We start from the raw sequence: 18,035 nt of genomic DNA on the forward strand, positions 1-18,035 counted from the left end.
CAAGGAAGTCATAAAAATCCGAAAGCAGGCGCCCGGTGACGGAGGCCTGCTTTCCCATTCTAGATCAGGTCGTAACTCTTCATTTTCTTGCGCAGCGTGTTGCGGTTGAGCCCCAGCAACTCCGCCGCGCGCGTCTGATTGCCCTGGGTGTGCGACAGCACCACCTCGAGCAGGGGCCTCTCCACGCAGGCCAGCACCATGTCGTAGATGGCCGAGGGCACCTCGCCGTCGAGATCGCGGAAGTATTGCTCCATGGCCAGCCGTACCGACTGGGAAATGTGATCGTTGTTCTGCATGGTTGTTGTTCTGTCGTCAGTTGTCTGAGCGCGGTCTCAGCCCGCCAGGGCCTGGTCCGCGCCCCCCATGGCTTCCACGTACTCGAGGCGCTCGGAGGCGCCGGCCAGCCGGTCGAAATAGTCCGTCACTGCGGCGCGCTGCCCGACGGTGTCTTCCAGCCGGTACATCGCCTGGCGGAACTCGTTGGAGCCGCGCAGGCCGCGCGTGTACCAGGCGATGTGCTTGCGCGCGATGCGGCAGCCGGAGTACTCGCCGTAAAAACCGTACAGCTCGTCCAGGTGCTCCAGCAGCAGCTGGCGGATTTCCGCCACCGTCGGCGCCGGCAGGGTTTCACCGGTATCGAGGTAATGCTGGATCTCGCGGAAAATCCACGGCCGCCCCTGTGCGGCGCGGCCGATCATGATGGCGTCGGCGCCGGTGTAGTCGAGCACCTGGCGCGCGCGCTCGGGCGAGTCGATGTCGCCGTTGGCGATCAGCGGGATCGAGATCGCCTGCTTCACGGCGCGGATGGTGTCGTACTCCGCCGCGCCGTGGTACATGTCCTCGCGCGTGCGGCCGTGCAGCGCCAGCGCGGCGATGCCGCAGTCTTCGGCCAAGCGCGCCACCCTCAGCGCGGTCTTGTGCTCGCGGCTCCAGCCGGTACGGGTCTTCAAGGTCACCGGCACGTCCACCGCCTGCACCACGGCCTCGAGGATGCGCCCCACCAGCGCCTCGTCGCGCAACAGCGCGGAGCCGGCGGCGACGTTGCACACCTTCTTGGCCGGGCAGCCCATGTTGATGTCGATGATCTGCGCGCCCTGCTCGACGTTGAGGCGCGCCGCCGCCGCCATCTGCGCCGGATCGGCGCCAGCGATCTGCACCGAGATCGGCTCCACCTCGCCGTCGTGGTTGGCGCGGCGCAAGGTCTTGGCGGTGGTCCACAAGGCCTTGTTGGAGGTGATCATCTCGGATACCGCCATCCCCGCCCCCAGTCGCTTGCACAGCATGCGGAACGGGCGGTCCGTCACCCCGGCCATGGGCGCGACGATGAGCCGGTTCTTCAGGGTGTACGGTCCGATGCGCATCTGTTTTATCAAGGATTTAGCGGCGAGAGGGCGGCATTGTAATGCTTTTTGCCCGGCGGGTAAAAAACATTTTGCCTACTTTTTGAGCAGGCTCGATAGCGGCGGAATAAGGGCGCGTGCGGTCGGCGTACGCGCCCAAGCGGGTCGAGCGCTGCCGCCTCATGACATGGCGCGGGGACGGGGAGTCAGTCGGTAAGCCGGGTTCTGTCGTGGACAGTCATTCCTCTAGGCCGACCATTGCTGGCCGGCTCAAGCAACCTACCCGGGGACAACGCGAGCCACGTTAGCGCCCCCCTATTTGGTCTTGCTCCGGATGGGGTTTAGCCTGCCGTCGCGTGTTGCCACGGACGCGGTGCGCTCTTACCGCAGGCAGGTTTCCCCGCCCGTCCGGCCCGGCTTGCGCCTGACCGGTACACCTTTTCACCCTTGCCTGATCCCTGTTGCCAAGGCCATCGGCGGTTCAGCTCTCTGTTCCACTTTCCATCGCCTCGCGGCGTCCGGTCGTTAACCGGCATCCTGCTCTGCGGAGCCCGGACTTTCCTCCCCGTGCCTGAAGGCACGCGGCGACTGTCTGACTGACTCCCCGCGTTGCCATTTTACCTCAGAACCCGGCCAAGCCTGAGGGATATTTTCGCGGGCCGGCTTCATGAAGAAGGTATAATCCGTCACCCCCCCACCGATTTTTCTCCATGCAGCTTACCCAGGAACGGCTGGCGCATTTGCAGCTGGCCGGCACACTGCTCATCATCTTCCTGCTGGCAGGCAGCCTGACCGGCTATTTCCTGTACAGCCAGGAGCAGGATTTCGCCCGCGCCCAGCAGCAACAGGAGCAGGAGGTTCTGAAGGACGTCGAGGCCGACCTGCGCGCTCACGGCGAGCAGGCGGCCGCGCTGCTGGAGTCGCTGCGCCATCAGACCGAAAGCACGCTGGAACGCCGCCTGCGCCATCAGGTCGACCAGGCCTACACCCTCGCCGAGGGCCTCTGGCAACAGCAGCACGACCGACTGCCGCCCGACCAGCTGCGCGCCCTGATCCGCGAGACGCTGCGCCCGCTGCGCTTCTTCGACGGCCGCGGCTATATCTTCATCGACACCCTGGACGGCCGCTGCGTGCTGCTGCCGATGGCGCCGGAACGGGAAGGCAGCTCGCTGCTCGACAACCGCGATGACCGGGGCACCTACATCATGCAGAACCTGCTGCGCGTGGTGAAGCAGCCGTCCGGCGCCGGGTTCACGCGCTATCGCTGGTTCGCGCCGGGCAGCACCGTGATGGCCGACAAGATCGCCTACGCGCGGCGCTTCGAGCGCTTCGGCTGGCTGATCGGCGCCGGCGAATACATCGCCAGCGTGGACCAGGACATGCAACGGCAGGGCCTGACCGTGCTGGGCGGCAGCGTACGCGACCGCAACGACCAGCTGCTGATCCTCGACGCCGCCGGCCGGGTGCTGCTGTTCCCCGGCCAGCCGCAATGGCAGGGACGCGACTACCGCCAGCTGCCCGCCGCCATCGCCCGTTCGCTGGCCCGCGTCCTGGAACACGGCCCGCGCACCGAGAACACCTCGATCCTGCTGCCGGGCACCGGCTCGGCCGCGCCGCAGAGCCAGCCGGCCTACGTCCTGCAGCTGCCGGGCTGGGGCTGGACGCTGATCAGCACCGCCTCGCTGTCCGAGCGCATGCAGACCGAGCGCCTGAGCCGGCAGCAGTCGCTGCGGCGCGAGCTGGCCGGCAAGATCAGCGCCACCGGGCTGATCACGCTGCTGGCGCTCTTCAGCGCGGTGTTGTTCTCGTGGTGGCTGAACCGCTGGATCAAGGGGCTGATCGCGCACTATCACCGCGACCTGGAACACAGCCTGGAGGAACTGGGCGAGCGCTCGCGCGACCTATTACTGTCGCGCTTCATGGTGGACCATGCCAGCGACGTGGTGCTGCTGCTCGACGAGGACGGCGCGCCGCGCTACCTCAACGCCGCCGCGGCCGCCTTGCTGGGCGACGACCCGGCCCAGCGCGGGCCACGCCTCGCCGCGCTGCTGCCGCCGTCGAGCCAGCCGTTGCCGCTGACCTACGAAACCGTGCTGGACGACGTGCCGTTCGAAATCAGCCTCACCAGCATGCAGTACCAGGACCACGCCTACCGTTCGCTGCGCGCGCGCGACATGAGCCGGCGCCAGCAGGCGGAGCAGCAGCAGCGGCTGGCCGCCAAGATCTTCGACACCAGCAGCCAGGCCATCGTGATCAGCGACGCCAGCAACCACATCGTCATGGTGAACCGCGCCTTCACCGACATCACCGGCTACTCGGCGCAGGAGGCGATCGGCCGGCAGCCGTCGCTGCTGTCGTCCGGGCGCCAGCCGCCCGCCTTCTACCAGAAGATGTGGCAGCAGCTGGCGCAGCGCGGCCACTGGGCCGGGGAAATCTGGAACCGGCGCAAGAACGGCACCATCTACCCGGAATGGCTGAGCATTTCGCTGCTCCGGAACGAGGCGGGACAGGTCAGCCACCACGTGGCGCTGTTCTCCGACATCAGCGAGCGCAAGGAGCAGGAAGCCCACATCCGCCACATGGCCGAGCACGACTTCCTCACCGACCTGCCCAACCGCGCGCTGATCCACGACCGGCTGGCGCAGGCCATCCGGGCCGCCGCGCGCCAGAAGAACCGGCTCGCCGTGCTGTTCCTCGACCTCGACCACTTCAAGAACATCAACGACACCTTGGGCCACGCCCACGGCGACGAGCTGCTCAAGCAGGTGGCGCAGCGCCTGCAGCACACGGTGCGCGGCAGCGACACCGTCGGCCGCAACGGCGGCGACGAGTTCGTGCTGATCGTGCCCGAGCTGGCTTCTCCGGCCGAGGCGGCGCAACTGGCGCAGCGCCTGCTCGACGACCTGCGCCGGCCGTTCCAGATCGACGGCCAGGCGCTGGCGATCAGCACCAGCATCGGCATCAGCCTCTTCCCCGACAACGGCAGCGAGCTGCAGGAGCTGCTGGTCAGCGCCGACCTGGCGATGTACCACGCCAAGGCGCAGGGGCGGAATCGCTACCAGTTCTTCACCCCGGAGCTGAACGCCCAGGTGGCGGAGCGGCTGACGCTGGAAAACCACCTGCGCCAGGCCCTGGAGCGGCAACAACTGCACCTGGTGTACCAGCCGCAATTCGCCATCGACAACCGGCGTCTGGTCGGCTGCGAGGCGCTGCTGCGCTGGCAACACCCGGAGCAGGGGCTGATCTCGCCGGCGCGCTTCATCCCGCTGGCAGAAGAGACCGGCCTGATCGTGGAGATCGGACGCTGGGTGCTGGACGAGGCCTGCCGCCAGGCCGCCGCCTGGCTCGCCGCCGGCACTCCGCTGCGGGTGGCGGTGAACGTCTCGGCCCGGCAGTTGGGCCAACCGGATCTGCTCGCCGAAGTCGAGGCGGCGCTGACGCGCCACCGCCTGCCCAGCTGCTGGCTGGAGCTGGAGGTAACCGAGAGCACGCTGATGGAGGACGCCGAGCAGGCGGTGCGCCACCTGCAGGCCTTCAAGGAACGCGGCATCCACCTGGCGGTGGACGATTTCGGCACCGGCTATTCCAGCCTGACCTACCTCAAGCGCTTCTCGCCCGACCTGATCAAGATCGACCGCGCCTTCGTGATGAACCTGCCCGACAACCGCGACGACGCCGCCATCGTCAGCGCCATCGTGCAGCTGGCCGAGGCGCTCGGCATGCAGACCCTGGCGGAAGGCGTGGAAAGCGAGGAACAGCTCGACTTCCTGGCCCAGGCCGGCTGCGACGTGGTGCAGGGCTACCTCACCGGGCGGCCGCAACGCGCTGCCGAGCTGACGGCGCAGCTGGCCGGGGCAAACTCAGTCGAAGCGTAGCGTGTAGCGCGTTTCCAGCGAGGCGGTGGTGCCGGCGCGCAGCACCAGCGACCAGCCCTTGGACAACTGATAGGACATCTTGAGCGCCTGGCTGGCGCTGGCGATGCCGTACTCGTAGCCGAGGTAGAGAGTGCGCGTCAGCTGCCGCCCCACCGTCACCACCTGCTCCGCCGGGCTCACCGTGCCGTCGGCCAGGGTCTTGCCTTGCTGATTGACCAGGCCGAGGTCGTCGAACAGGCCGATGCGGTCGTTGATGGTGCCGGCCAGCAACGCCCCGGCGGCGGCGGCCAGCGAGGCGTCGTCGCTACCGCCCACCGAAGCGCGCCCGAGCACCAGCCAGGACAGCTTGTCGCGCTCCGACAGCGCCTCGTCGGCGATCAGGCGCACGCTCGGCGCGGCGACGCTGCCGCCCACTTCCACCCCGGCCCCGACCGGCGACAGGCGGCGCTTGGCGCGCACGTTGAGCGCCGGGTTGTCGAGCGAACCGGTGAAGGTGATGGTGCCGTATTCGATGTCGAGATCCTGGCCGTAGGCCTTGTAACGCCCCTTCACCACGCGCACCTGGCCACGCGCCGCCGGCGCCTCGCCGGGCGCGGCGCTGACATGCACCACCCCGCTCAATTCCACGTCCAGCCCCTGCCCGGTGAAGCGGAACCGTTCGCCCAGGTCGAGGTCGAGGCGCACCGTCACCGGCAGCGTGGCCAGCGCCGACGGCGGCGGCGCCTCGCGTCCGACCACATGCACGTCGTCGGACAGCTGCGGCGTGCCCTGCTTGGGCAACTCCACCCGCCCCTGGTCGGCGCGCAGGCGTCCCGTCAGCGTGAGCTTATTGTCGACGAACAGGATGTCGCTGTCGCCGGAGACCACCAGCCGGCGATTGGGACGGTCGAACACGCTGAAGCGCTTCAGGCTCAGCCGCACCGTGGCGTCGGGGCCGCGGTCCTTGAGGTCGAGCGCGCCGCTCGCCAGCGCCTCGCCCTCGCCGCTGGCGAAACGCAGCCGGTCAAGCAGCAGGCGGCGCCCGTCCAGGCGCGCCTCCAGCACGCCTTCGGCCAACCTCAGCCCGGTCTTGCGGTCGGCGAACAGCAGCCCCTTGCCGTCGAGGCGGCCGTAGGCTAGCGGCGCGGCGAGCGGGCCGCTCAGGGTGACGTTGGCGGCCAGCTGCCCGCCCAGCTCCAGGCCCGGTCCGGCCAACCCGGCCAGCGCCTTCAGCGCCGGTACCTCGAGCCGCAAGCTGGCGGCGAGCGGGGTACGGCCGTCGATGCCGCCCGCCAGCGGCAGCGCGCCGTTGCCGCTGGCGTTGAGGTAGCGGCTTTGCAGTTGCAGCTCGAGCTGGGCGCGGTTGGCGTCGAGGCGCAGCCCGAGCCGGCTGGTGCCGAGCTCCAGCGCCAGCGGGCGGCCGTTGCTGCCGGGCAGCCAGACGTCGCCGCCGACGCGTTGCAGGTTGAGCTGGCCCTGCGGCACGCCGCGCCCGGACAACGCCCAGTCGCCGGACACCACCAACGTCTGCTGCAGCGGCAGCGCCAGCAGCGGCGCCAGCTCGGCGAGGCGGAGGCCGGCCGCCCGGCCGCGCGTGTTCAACAAGCCGCTGGCATCGCGGCGCAGTTGCTGCAGTTCGACCTGCCCCCCCAGCATGGCCAGCCGTGCCGCGCCCAGCTCCAGCCGCTGCGGCCCCACGCTGAGGCTGGCCGGGGCGAGCAGCGTCAGGCCGGGCTGGCCGGCCAGCTGCAGCGTCTGCAGCGTGCCCTGCCATTGCGTGGAGCCCGCCGCCAGGCCGCCGTTGGCGCGCAGCGCCAGGGCATAGGGACGCTGCTTGAGGGTGAACCGGCCATCCAGCTCGATACGGTGGCGGTTGCGCTGGCCGACGGCGTTGAGGCGCAGTGTGCTGGCGCCGAACTCGCCCAGCCGCAGCTGCTGGGCAGCGAGCTGCACGCGGAACGGGCTGGCGGTGTCGGCCTGTAGTTCGCCCGCCAGCGTCAGCGCCTCGACGCCGACGCCGCCCGGCAGCGCCAGCCGTTCCGCCTTGAGGTTGGCCGACAGCAGCGGCAATTTGGGCGTACCGGCGAGATCGAGCTGGCCGCCGATACGGCCGGTGAAACCGGGCCCCAACAGCCGCAGGTTGGGGGCGTCGATCAGCAGCTTCAGCCGGTCGCCCGCCGCGCCGTAGGCGCCGGCGGCCTGCAGGCGGTTGTCCGCCAGGCGCAGGTCGGCGTCGAGACGCTTGAGCCGGCCCGGCTGCAGGTCGAGCTCGGCGCGGCCGGTCAGCGGCGCGCCGGAGAGCCGGCTCGGGGCGAACTGCAGCCGCAGCGTGGCGGCGAGCGGGGCCGCCAGCTGCCCGCGCGCCGTCAGCCGGGCGTTGAGGTCGCCCACCGGCGCCCCCTTGAGAAAGCGCGCCGGGTCGGCCTTTTCCAGTACCCCGGACAGTTCGAAGCGGCGCGCCTGCTGCAGCTCGACGCGGCCACTCAGCGCCAGCCGCCCGGCGCCGGCGGTAAGTTGCAGGCGCTCCAGCCGCAGCGCCTGGGCCGCCCCCGGCTCCCGCGCCACGCGCGCCTCCAGCGCCAGCTGCCGGCTCTGCAGCGCCGCACTCAGCGTCGGCTGCGCCGGGGTCCCGCCCAGGGTCAGCGTGCCGCCCACGGTCTGGTCCGGCGCGCTGGCGTGCAGGGCGCGCAGCGCCACGTCCTGCAGCCGCGCCGTGAGCGCCAGCGCCTGCGCGTCGAGGGTCCCGCTCAGCGCCACCCGGCCGCCGCCGGCCAGCTGCGCCTGCAGCGCGTTCAACGTCAGGCGTTGGCCGCGGACGCGGAATTCGCCGGCGAGGAAGGCCAGCGGCAGTTGCCCGGCAGACAGCGCGCCGGCCTCGCTGTTGATCAGCGACAGCCCGCCCGCCACCGTGGCGCCGGCGGCCGGCTCGGCGTACACCGCGAAGTTGAGCCGTGCCTTGGGCCAGGATGGCTGCAGCGCCTGGGGATTGACGCCGCCGACGCGCACGTCGAGGCGGCGGAAACGGTTCAGCGCCGACGCGGCGAACGGGTCGAAGCGTCCGGACACCTCGGCCAGCAGCCCGCGTCCGGCAACGGTGCCGCGTGCCTGCAGATCGGCCAGGCTGCCCGCCAGGGCGAGGTCGGCCTTGATCGCCACCTGCTCCAGCGTGCCGCGCGCCGCCAGCGTGCCGGAGAGCGCGAACGGACGGGCATCGGCCAGCGTCAGCGCCGCGCCGCCGCCGCCCCACGGCGAGTTCAGCCGCGCCAGCTGCACCTGGTGCCGCCCCCCCTGGTAACGGTAGCTGCCGGCGACGTCGTACAGGCGCACGTCGCCCGGCAGCAGCGTCAGGCTGGCGAGCGCGAAGCGGTCCAGCACCACCGTCAGCGGCAGGGCCAGCGACGCAGGCAGTTGCGGCGGTGCGGCAGGTGCAGCGGCGGCCAGGCTGGTCAGCCGCACGTGCCCCAGCTCCAGCCGCGTCAGGTGCAGCGTGCCCCGCCACAGCGCCGAGGGCTGCCAGTCGAGACGCAGCCGCTCCACCTCGAGCCGCTGCGCCGGGTCCTGCCAGCGCAAGCGCTGCAGCTCGAAACCCTGCCATAGCGTGCCGCGCACCGCGCCCACGCCGAGCCGGCCGTGGCTGAGCTCGGCGGCCGTGCGCCAGGCCCAGGCGAAACCCTGCCCGCTGGCGGTGACCCAGCCGGCGAACGCCGCCAGCGCCAGCAGCAGCGCCAACGCGCCGGCCGCCAGCCAGCGCAGCGGCCGCCAGCCGCGGTGCGGCGGCGGGTTGGCCGAAGCCGGAGTGTCGTCAGGAGAATCGGGATGCGCTTGCGTCATGGCGTGGTGTCAGAAGGCCAGCCCCAGGCTCAGGTACCAGCGGATGCCGCCATCTTTCTGCGCCTTGGCGATATCCAGCGCCAGCGGCGCCACCGGGCTCATCCAGCGCAGGCCGACGCCGTTGCTGTGCTGCAGTGAAAAATCCTGCCAGCGGTCGGCGGCGTTGCCGGCGTCGTGGAACAGCGCCACTGACCAGTCGCGACTGACTGGGATCTGATATTCCAGGCTGCCCACCGCCATCACCCGCCCGCCCAGCACCGAGCCGTCCGGACCGGGCAGGCCCAGGGCGAGGTAGTCGTAGCCGCGCACGCTGGTGGCGCCGCCGGTGCGGAACAGGCGCGAGGTCGGCACGCGCTCGGGGTTGTTGCTGAACACCTCGCCCAGCTCCAGCCGGCTGATCAGCGTGCCCCACTCCTTGCGCGGGGTCCAGTAATGCACCAGCTTGCCGTAGCCGCGCACGAAGGCGGCGCTCGACAGCGTATCGCCCAGCGTGGAGGAGAGCTGCAGGTCGATCAGCGTGCCGGCGCGCGGACGGCGCACGTCGTCGAGCTGGCGCCGCGTCCAGCCGTAGCTCACCAGCAGCGCCTTGTTGTCGCGGTTCAGCACGTCGGCCACGCTTTCCTGCTCCAGCAGGTACTCCAGGCCGATGCGCGATTCGATCGCGCCGTTGCTGCGGATGCGCCACAGCCCGCCCTCCAGCGCATCGGTCTTCAGCCCCTGCACGTCGCTGTGCTTGAAGGCGGCGTTGACGCTGTGCGAGTAGCCGTCGGACTGGCGCGGAAAGCTCAGGCCGAACTTGAGCGCCTGCTCGCTGGGCTTGTGCTCCAGCAGCACCGAGCCGATGTAGCCGCGCTGGAACAGGTTGTAGTGGTCGTAGCCGATGCGCGCGCCGAGCCCCTCGTCGGCCTCGTAGGTCAGGCCCAGCGTCAGCTTCTGGCGCGGCAGCTCCTCCACCGCCACGTCCACCGGCACGCGGCCGTCGGCGACGCGGCTCATGTCGGTGCTCACCACCACGCTGGAAAAATACGGCGACTGCTCCAGCGCCGACTGGTAATCGAGCAGTCCCTGCAGGGTGTACGGGGTGCCGGGGCGGAAACGCGCCATGCCGGTGACCACGTCCTCGGGGTAGCGCTTGAGGCCGCTCACGGCGATGGCGCCGAACGCCACCGGCGCACCGCTGTCGAGCTCCACCGTGAGGGTGGCGCGGTGCGTCGCCGGATCGACGTCGGCACGGCTGGTGGCGATCCTGGCCAGCGGGTAGCCGTCGACCTGCAACTGGCGCAACAGCACGCGCTTGCCGCTGTCCCACTCGGCCTGGCGGAAGCGCGCCGCGGTCGGCAGCGGCCACAGCTCGAGCGCGCGCGCCAGCCGCCGCGGGTAGTCTTCGGCCAACCTCACCGGCCCGGCGAGACGCAGCGTGACGTCGTCGATCAGCACCGGCTCGCCCGGTTCCACCACCAGGCGGTAGCGGCGCGGCGTGTGGCTGTCCTCGTCGAGACGCACCTTGGCGGAGAAGTAGCCCTCGGTCTCCAGCAAGGCCTGCGCCTGCCCCGGCGCCTCGCCCCGCAGCGTCTCGAGCTGCGCCTCGTCCATCTCCGGCTCGTTCTCGCCGGCCACGAAATCGAGGTGCTCGCGCAGCAAGACCGCAATCTCGTCCGGCGCGTCGATCGCCACGCTGTAGCGCAGCGCCGCCCAGGCCGGCGCGGCCCCAGCGAGCACGGCGGCCAGCAGCATGGCACGCGCCAGCGCGGCCAGACGGAGGGGGTGGGTGAACGTCATGAGCCTCATGGTAAAGAAAGCCCGCGCAAGGGGCGAGCCCCGGCGGCGCATCGATGGCGGGAGACCCTGTCCCAGGTCAAGGAATAACACGGAACAGGATGCGAAAATGGCGACACCGCCCCAACGGCGGCCGCCCCTTCAGTGTAGGTAGCTCATCATGGCAAAAAAGTTTCCCTTGCATCCCGCGCACCCCGAGCGCATCTGCTGGGGCTGCGACAAGTATTGCTCGGTCGACGAGTTGCGCTGCGGCAACGGCTCCGACCGCACCCAGCACCCGATCGAACTGTTCGGCCCCGGCTGGGCCGAACCGGAGACCGACAGCAACGACTTCACGGCGACCACGCCGCCCGCCGCGCCCTAGCCCGGTCATCCAAGGCTTCTCCGCCGCATGGCGGCGCTGGCCGTGGCCGGCAACACCGCCTGGCCGCGCGCAAAAACACGCTGGGACCAAGGCCGGCACACCGCAGGTCATGCCAGCTCCGCCGCACCGTCGCCCCCTCCTGGCGTTCGCCACCAGCGCCCTGCTGGCGGTCGCACCCGCGGGCCCTCTCCCGGCACGCCGCCGCCCCCGGCGGGTTCTGGCCAACGGCGCACGCCACCAAAACTAAAGGCGCTGTCGGCGTGACCTGTTGCGTCTTCCGTAACGCCCGCGCTTTCAGGCTATCTGCCGAAACCCAAGAGCGGCGTGGATTTGCCGTGTACGCCGAGCGATTCTCAACACGTCATTCCGGCAGGACCAAAACAAAAGCGGCGGGATGGCCCGCCGCTTTGTCTTTTGCTGCCGCTACGCTTACTTCTTGCGCTGCGGCGGCAGGTCGGTACACGTGCCGTGCGCCACTTCGGCGGCCATGCCGATGCTCTCGCCCAGGGTGGGGTGAGCGTGGATGGTCTTGCCGATGTCGGTGGCGTCGCAGCCCATTTCGATCGCCAGGCAGATCTCACCCAGCATGTCGCCGGCGTGGGTGCCAACGATGGCGCCGCCGATCACCTGATGCGTTTCGGCGTCGAAGATCAGCTTGGTGAAGCCTTCGTCACGGCCGTTGGCGATGGCGCGGCCGGAGGCGGCCCACGGGAATACCGACTTCTCGATCTTGATGCCGTCGCGCTTGGCGATTTCCTCGGTCACGCCGACCCAAGCCACTTCCGGATCGGTGTAGGCCACGCCCGGAATCACGCGGGCGTCGAAGTAGGACTTGCCGCCGGCGCAGTTTTCCGCCGCCACGTGCGCCTCGTGCACCGCCTTGTGCGCCAGCATCGGCTGGCCGACGATGTCGCCGATGGCGTAGATGTGCGGCACGTTGGTGCGCTGCTGCTTGTCGACCTCGATGAAGCCGCGGTCGGTCACGGCGACACCGGCGTTCTCGGCCGCGATCAGCTTGCCGTTCGGCGCGCGGCCGGCGGCCACCAGCACCAGGTCGTAGCGCTGCGGCTCGGCCGGGGCCTTGGCGCCTTCAAACGTGACGTAGATGCCGTCTTCCTTGGCCGCGACCGCCACGGTCTTGGTGCTGGTCATGATGTTGTCGAAGCGGTGGGCGTTCATCTTCTCCCACACCTTGACCAGGTCGCGGTCGGCGCCCTGCATCAGGCCGTCCAGCATTTCCACCACGTCCAGGCGCGCGCCCAGCGTGGAGTACACCGTGCCCATTTCCAGGCCGATGATGCCGCCGCCGATGATCAGCATTTTCTTCGGCACGGCCTTCAGTTCCAGCGCGCCGGTGGAATCGACGATGCGCGGGTCCTGCGGGATGAACGGCAGGTTCACCACGCGGCTGCCGGCGGCGATGATGGCGTTCTTGAACTTGATGGTCTGCTTGGCACCGGTCTTGGCCTGGCCCGCGCCTTCGGTGGTTTCCACCTGCAGGTGATGCGGGTCGAGGAAGGAACCGACACCGCGCACCACTTGTACCTTGCGCGCCTTGGCCATGCCGGCGAGGCCGCTGGTGAGCTTGCCGATGACCTTTTCCTTGTAGCCGCGCAGCATGTCGATGTCGATTTCCGGCTCGGCGAACTTGATGCCGTTGGCGGCCAGGTGCTTCACCTCATCGATCACCGCCGCGTTGTGCAGCAAGGCTTTCGACGGGATGCAGCCGACGTTGAGGCAGACGCCGCCCAGGGTGGCGTAGCGTTCCACCAGCACCACGTTGAGGCCGAGGTCGGCGGCGCGGAAGGCGGCGGAGTAGCCCCCCGGGCCGGCGCCCAGCACCAGCACGTCGCATTCGATGTCGGCGCCGCCGGCGTGGCTGGCGGCCTGCGGCGCGGCGACCGGGGCGGCAGCTTGCGGCGCGGCAGCGGCCGGAGCCGGCGCGGCGGCTGCGGCACTCACCGCCTCGACGATGGCGATCACGTCGCCTTCGCTGATCTTGCCGCCGACGGCGACCTTCAGCTCGACGATCTTGCCGGCGTGGCTGGCCGGCACTTCCATGGTGGCCTTGTCGGTTTCCAGCGTGATCAGCGAGTCTTCCACCGCGACCACGTCGCCGGCCTTGACGAACACCTCGATGATGTCCACGTTGCTGTGGCCGCCGATGTCCGGGACTTTCAGTTCGATCAGATTGCTCATGGAGTTTCTATCCCTAAGCGTGGAATGAGGAATGTGGGATGGGCCCGCCGGTGCGGCGTCCCATCGTCATGTGAACCAGGGAGCTGACGCAGAAATCGTGGCGAGCCGCCCAGGGCGGGGTCGCGGGGCCCGGCCGTACAACGGTACGGCGGGCATCCGGGACGCGGCTTGGGCGGCGCGGTCGATTTATCCGCGAACTCAGAGGATCAGACGGCGCACGTCGGACAGCAGCTTGCCCAGGTGCACGGTGAAGCGCGCCGCGGCGGCGCCGTCGATCACGCGGTGGTCGAACGACAGGCTCAGCGGGCACATCAGGCGCGGCGCGAAGTCCTTGCCGTTCCACACCGGCTTGATCTGGCTCTTGCAGACGCCGAGGATGGCCACTTCCGGCGCGTTGACGATCGGCGTGAAGCTGGTACCGCCGATGCCGCCCAGGCTGGAGATGGTGAAGGTGGCGCCCTGCATGTCGGTCGGCTTGAGCTTGCCTTCGCGTGCCAGCAGCGACAGATCGGTCAGTTCCTTGGCGATCTGCTTGATGCCCTTCTGATCGACGTTCTTGATCACCGGGACCACCAGGCCGTTCGGCGTGTCGGCGGCGAAGCCGATGTGGTAGTACTGCTTGAGCACCAGGTTGTCGCCGTCGAGCGAGCTGTTGAAGGTCGGGAACGCCTTCAGCGCCTCGGCGGCGGCCTTGATGATGAAGGCCAGCGGGCTGATCTTCAGGCCGGACTTTTCCCATTCCTTGCCGATGGTCTTGCGGAAGTCTTCCAGCTCGGTGATGTCGCACTCGTCGTTGAACGTCACGTGCGGGATCATCACCCAGTTGCGGCTGAGGTTGGCGCCGGAGATCTTCTGGATGCGGCTCAGCGGCTTGGTTTCGATCGGGCCGAACTTGGCGAAATCGACCTTCGGCCACGGCAGCAGGTCGAGACCCACGCCGCTGCCGCCAGCGGCCGGGGCGGCGGCCGGCGGGGCGCTCAGCACGCCCTTGACGTAGGCCTTGATGTCGGCCTCGACGATGCGGCCCTTGCGGCCGGAGCCCTGGACCTTGCCCAGGTCGACGCCCAGTTCGCGCGCGAAGCGGCGTGCCGACGGACCGGCGTGCGCCTTGCTGAAGGCGGCCTCGTCGATCTTGGCGCTGGCGGCCGGTGCCACGGCGGCGGCAACCGGAGCCGGAGCCGGGGCGGGTGCGGCGGCAACCGGGGCGGCAGCAGCAGCCGGAGCCGCCGCCACGTTGGCCGAAGCCGCGCCTTCCACCACCACGATCAGGTCGCCCTGGCTGACCTTGTCACCCACCTTGACCTTCACCTCCAGCACCTTGCCGGCGGCGGTGGCCGGCACTTCCATGGTGGCCTTGTCGGTTTCCAGCGTGATCAGCGAATCGTCGATGGCGATCACGTCGCCCGGCTTCACCGTCACCTCGATGACGTCGACGCCGGCGTGGCCGCCGATGTCCGGCACGGTGATCTCGACGCGGCCGGTGGCGACCGGAGCCGCGGCGGGTGCGGCGGCGGCTAACGGAGCGGGAGCCGCGGCTGGCGCCGGAGCGGCGGCCGGGGCTGCGACGGCAGCGGCGCCGGCGGCTTCCACCAGCGCGATCACGCTGCCTTCGCTGACCTTGTCGCCCACCTTGACCAGCACCTGCTTGACGACGCCGGCGGCGGCGGCCGGGACTTCCATGGTGGCCTTGTCGGTTTCCAGCGTGATCAGCGAGTCGTCCAGCGCCACGGTGGCGCCGGGCTGGATGAACAGTTCGATGACGTCGACGTTATCGTGACCGCCGATGTCGGGTACTTTCAATTCGATGAGATTGCTCATGGTTGCTTTCTCAAGTGCGGCGGGACGTCAGCACGACGCCCCGCGTCGATTCGGTACGCGGAGCAGGGGGAGAGCCGTGCTCTCCCCCGCATTCCCCCGGTTACACCTTCCAGGAAGGCTGCTTGTCGGCTTTCAGGCCGTACTTGGCGATCGCCTCGGCCACCTTGTCGGCGCCGATCTTGCCCTCGTCGGCCAGCGCCTTGAGCGCGGCGACGGCGACGTAGTAGCGGTTCACCTCGAAGAACTCGCGCAGCTTCTGGCGGCTGTCCGAGCGGCCGAAGCCGTCGGTGCCGAGCACCACGTAGCGGCCCGGCACGTATTCGCGCACCTGGTCGGCGTAGTTGCGGATGTAGTCGGTGGCGGCGATGGTCGGGCCGTCGAAACCTTCCAGCACTTCGGTCACGTACGGCTTCTTGGCCGCTTCGGTCGGGTGCAGCAGGTTCCAGCGGGCGGCTTCCATGCCCTCGCGGCGCAGCTGGTTGAACGAGGTGGCGCTGAAGATGTCGGAGCCGATGCCGAAATCGTTGGCCAACAGGTCGGCCGCGGCGATCACTTCGTTGAAGATGGTACCCGAGCCCATCAGCTTGACGCGCAGCGCGCCGTCGCCGACCGACTTGAACTTGTACAGGCCCTTCAGGATGCCCGCTTCGGCGCCGGCCGGCATGTCCGGATGCGCGTAGTTCTCGTTCATCACCGTCAGGTAATAGAACACGTCCTGCTGCTCGACGTACATGCGGCGCATACCGTCCTGCACGATCACCGCCACTTCGTAGGCGAAGGTCGGGTCGTAGGTCACGCAGTTCGGGATCAGGCCGGCCTGGATGTGGCTGTGGCCGTCTTCGTGCTGCAGGCCCTCGCCGTTCAGCGTGGTACGGCCGGCGGTGCCGCCCAAGAGGAAGCCGCGGGCGCGCAGGTCACCGGCGGCCCAGGCCAGGTCGCCGACGCGCTGGAAGCCGAACATCGAGTAGTAGATGTAGAACGGGATCATCGGCACGCCGTGGTTGGCGTACGAGGTGGCGGCGGCGATCCAGGAGCTCATCGCGCCCGGCTCGTTGATGCCTTCCTGCAGGATCTGGCCTTCCTTCGATTCCTTGTAGAACATCAGCTGGTCGTGGTCCTGCGGCACGTAGTTCTGGCCCCAGGTGTTCCAGATGCCGAGCTGGCGGAACATGCCTTCCATACCGAAGGTACGCGATTCGTCCGGCACGATCGGCACGATGTGCTTGCCGATCTGCTTGTCCTTGACCAGGGTGCCCAGCATGCGCACGAAGGCCATGGTGGTGGAGAACTCGCGGCCGCCGGAGTCCTTCAGCAGGGCGTCGAAGGCGGACAGCTCCGGAATCGCCATCGGCTCCTTCACCGGATTACGCGCCGGCAGGTAGCCGCCCAGCGCCTTGCGGCGGGCGTGCAGGTACTGCATTTCGGCGCTGTCGTCGGCCGGCTTGTAGAACGGCACGCTTTCCAGCTGTTCGTCGCTGAGCGGAATGCCGTAGATGTCGCGGAAGCGGCGGATGGAGTCCATGTCCATCTTCTTGGTCTGGTGCGCGGTGTTCTGCGCCTCGCCGGAGTGCCCCATGCCCTCGCCCTTGATGGTCTTGGCGAGGATCACGGTCGGCTTGCCGTTGGTGTTGTTGCAGGCGTCGTGGTAGGCGGCGTACACCTTGCGCGGATCGTGGCCGCCACGGTTCAGCGCCCAGACCTCGTCGTCGGTCATGTCGGCGACCAGCTCCAGCAGTTCCGGGTACTTGCCGAAGAAGTACTGGCGCACGTAGGCGCCGTCCTTCGACTTGAAGGTCTGGTAGTCGCCGTCCACGCATTCCATCATGCGTTTCTTCAGCAGGCCGGTCTTGTCCTTTGCCAGCAGGGCGTCCCACTTGGAGCCCCAGATCACCTTGATCACGTTCCAGCCGGCACCCTGGAATTCGCCTTCCAGTTCCTGGATGATCTTGCCGTTGCCGCGCACCGGGCCGTCCAGACGCTGCAGGTTGCAGTTGATCACGAACACCAGGTTGTCGAGGCCTTCACGCGCGGCCACGCCCATGGCGCCCAGCGATTCCGGCTCGTCCATCTCGCCGTCGCCACAGAACACCCAGATCTTGCGGTTCTTGGTGTTGGCCAGACCGCGGTCGTCCAGGTACTTCATGAAGCGCGCCTGGTAGATGGCCATCAGCGGGCCCAGGCCCATCGACACGGTCGGGAACTGCCAGAAGGTCGGCATCAGCCACGGGTGCGGGTAGGAGGACAGGCCATGGCCGTCCACTTCCTGGCGGAAGTTGAGCATCTGGTCTTCGGACAGGCGGCCTTCCAGGAAGGCGCGCGAGTAGATGCCCGGTGCCGAGTGGCCCTGCACGTACACCAGGTCGCCGCCGTGGCCGTCGCTCGGGGCGTGCCAGAAATGGTTGAAGCCGGTTTCGTACAGCGTGGAGGCGGACTGGAACGAGGCGATGTGGCCACCCAGGCCCATGTCGTTGCCCTTGTTGGCCTTGACCACGGTGGCCAGCGCGTTCCAGCGCACGATGTTGCGCAGGCGCTCTTCCACGGCTGGGTCGCCGGCGAGCGGCGCCTGGCGGTCAAGGGATACGGTATTCACGTAGGGGGTGGTGGACCCCAGCGTCAGATCGACGCCACCGTCGCGGGAGCGTTCGACCAGATGCTCAAGCAGGTACTGGGCACGTTCGATACCTTCGTTCTCGAGTACCGATTGCAGTGCATCCAGCCACTCTTTCGTCTCCAACGGATCGATATCGTCAGGGAAGGTTGCAGCCATCTCTCATCCTCACATCTGGTTTTCTGGGTACCGGTCGGGACCGATCCCGCTGTGTCGTCACCCGGCTCAGGAATGAATCGACTTCG

The 18,035-nt window shown here is 69.0% G+C and carries 9 protein-coding genes and 1 other RNA gene; 2 read left to right on the forward strand and 8 right to left on the reverse strand.

All coding sequences use genetic code 11. From position 1 onward, the window contains the following. Positions 1-59: 59 nt before the first annotated feature. From NH8B_RS18805 to rnpB, 3 genes are all read right to left on the reverse strand, one after another. Positions 60-296, reverse strand: a complete 237-nt coding sequence (locus NH8B_RS18805; protein ID WP_008952077.1) for a helix-turn-helix domain-containing protein — start codon at positions 294-296, stop codon at positions 60-62. Between the two features lie 36 nt (positions 297-332). Then, positions 333-1,361 carry a tRNA dihydrouridine synthase DusB gene (dusB, locus tag NH8B_RS18810; RefSeq protein ID WP_014088662.1) on the reverse strand — a complete coding sequence of 343 codons (1,029 nt, stop codon included), beginning with the start codon at positions 1,359-1,361 and terminating at the stop codon, positions 333-335. Positions 1,362-1,538: 177 nt separating this feature from the next. Then, an RNA gene (rnpB, locus tag NH8B_RS20230) (RNase P RNA component class A) lies at positions 1,539-1,944 on the reverse strand. A gap of 106 nt (positions 1,945-2,050) precedes the next feature. Between rnpB and NH8B_RS18815 the strand changes: the two genes are divergently transcribed. Next, on the forward strand, positions 2,051-5,215 hold the full coding sequence (locus tag NH8B_RS18815) for a bifunctional diguanylate cyclase/phosphodiesterase (RefSeq protein WP_014088663.1): 3,165 nt from the start codon (positions 2,051-2,053) through the stop codon (positions 5,213-5,215). Here the strand turns inward: NH8B_RS18815 and NH8B_RS18820 are convergent. Beyond that, positions 5,201-9,025, reverse strand: coding sequence for a translocation/assembly module TamB domain-containing protein (locus tag NH8B_RS18820; RefSeq protein ID WP_014088664.1), 3,825 nt, complete (start codon positions 9,023-9,025; stop codon positions 5,201-5,203). The genes NH8B_RS18815 and NH8B_RS18820 overlap by 15 nt on opposite strands. A gap of 9 nt (positions 9,026-9,034) precedes the next feature. Then, complete coding sequence (locus tag NH8B_RS18825; RefSeq protein ID WP_014088665.1) at positions 9,035-10,804, reverse strand: autotransporter assembly complex protein TamA; 1,770 nt, start codon at positions 10,802-10,804, stop codon at positions 9,035-9,037. A 157-nt stretch (positions 10,805-10,961) separates the two neighbouring features. Between NH8B_RS18825 and NH8B_RS18830 the strand changes: the two genes are divergently transcribed. Next, entirely contained in the window at positions 10,962-11,165 is a 204-nt protein-coding gene (locus tag NH8B_RS18830) for a DUF3079 domain-containing protein (protein ID WP_014088666.1), read from the forward strand. Positions 11,166-11,594: 429 nt separating this feature from the next. On the opposite strand, the gene lpdA is transcribed toward NH8B_RS18830, so the two are convergent. The 3 genes from lpdA to aceE all read right to left on the reverse strand — a co-directional run bounded on the left by lpdA (position 11,595) and on the right by aceE (position 17,949). Beyond that, positions 11,595-13,364 carry a dihydrolipoyl dehydrogenase gene (gene lpdA, locus NH8B_RS18835; RefSeq protein WP_014088667.1) on the reverse strand — a complete coding sequence of 590 codons (1,770 nt, stop codon included), beginning with the start codon at positions 13,362-13,364 and terminating at the stop codon, positions 11,595-11,597. Positions 13,365-13,562: 198 nt separating this feature from the next. Beyond that, the gene (gene aceF / locus NH8B_RS18840) at positions 13,563-15,182 is read right to left on the reverse strand and encodes a dihydrolipoyllysine-residue acetyltransferase (RefSeq protein WP_014088668.1); all 1,620 of its coding nucleotides are present in this window, start codon (positions 15,180-15,182) and stop codon (positions 13,563-13,565) included. Between the two features lie 100 nt (positions 15,183-15,282). After that, positions 15,283-17,949 (reverse strand): pyruvate dehydrogenase (acetyl-transferring), homodimeric type, encoded by a 2,667-nt coding sequence (aceE, locus tag NH8B_RS18845; protein ID WP_014088669.1) that lies wholly within the window; start codon positions 17,947-17,949, stop codon positions 15,283-15,285. Positions 17,950-18,035 lie beyond the last annotated feature (86 nt).

This window comes from Pseudogulbenkiania sp. NH8B (assembly GCF_000283535.1).
Taxonomy (GTDB): domain Bacteria; phylum Pseudomonadota; class Gammaproteobacteria; order Burkholderiales; family Chromobacteriaceae; genus Pseudogulbenkiania; species Pseudogulbenkiania ferrooxidans.

What these genes read in the sequence shown, in the direction of transcription:
- NH8B_RS18805 (WP_008952077.1), bottom strand. Translation starts at nt 296, where the DNA reads ATGCAGAACAACGATCACATTTCCCAGTCGGTACGGCTGGCCATGGAG.
- NH8B_RS18830 (WP_014088666.1), top strand. Translation starts at nt 10,962, where the DNA reads ATGGCAAAAAAGTTTCCCTTGCATCCCGCGCACCCCGAGCGCATCTGC.
- NH8B_RS18820 (WP_014088664.1), bottom strand. Translation starts at nt 9,025, where the DNA reads ATGACGCAAGCGCATCCCGATTCTCCTGACGACACTCCGGCTTCGGCC.
- aceE (WP_014088669.1), bottom strand. Translation starts at nt 17,949, where the DNA reads ATGGCTGCAACCTTCCCTGACGATATCGATCCGTTGGAGACGAAAGAG.
- lpdA (WP_014088667.1), bottom strand. Translation starts at nt 13,364, where the DNA reads ATGAGCAATCTGATCGAACTGAAAGTCCCGGACATCGGCGGCCACAGC.
- NH8B_RS18815 (WP_014088663.1), top strand. Translation starts at nt 2,051, where the DNA reads ATGCAGCTTACCCAGGAACGGCTGGCGCATTTGCAGCTGGCCGGCACA.
- aceF (WP_014088668.1), bottom strand. Translation starts at nt 15,182, where the DNA reads ATGAGCAATCTCATCGAATTGAAAGTACCCGACATCGGCGGTCACGAT.
- NH8B_RS18825 (WP_014088665.1), bottom strand. Translation starts at nt 10,804, where the DNA reads ATGACGTTCACCCACCCCCTCCGTCTGGCCGCGCTGGCGCGTGCCATG.
- dusB (WP_014088662.1), bottom strand. Translation starts at nt 1,361, where the DNA reads ATGCGCATCGGACCGTACACCCTGAAGAACCGGCTCATCGTCGCGCCC.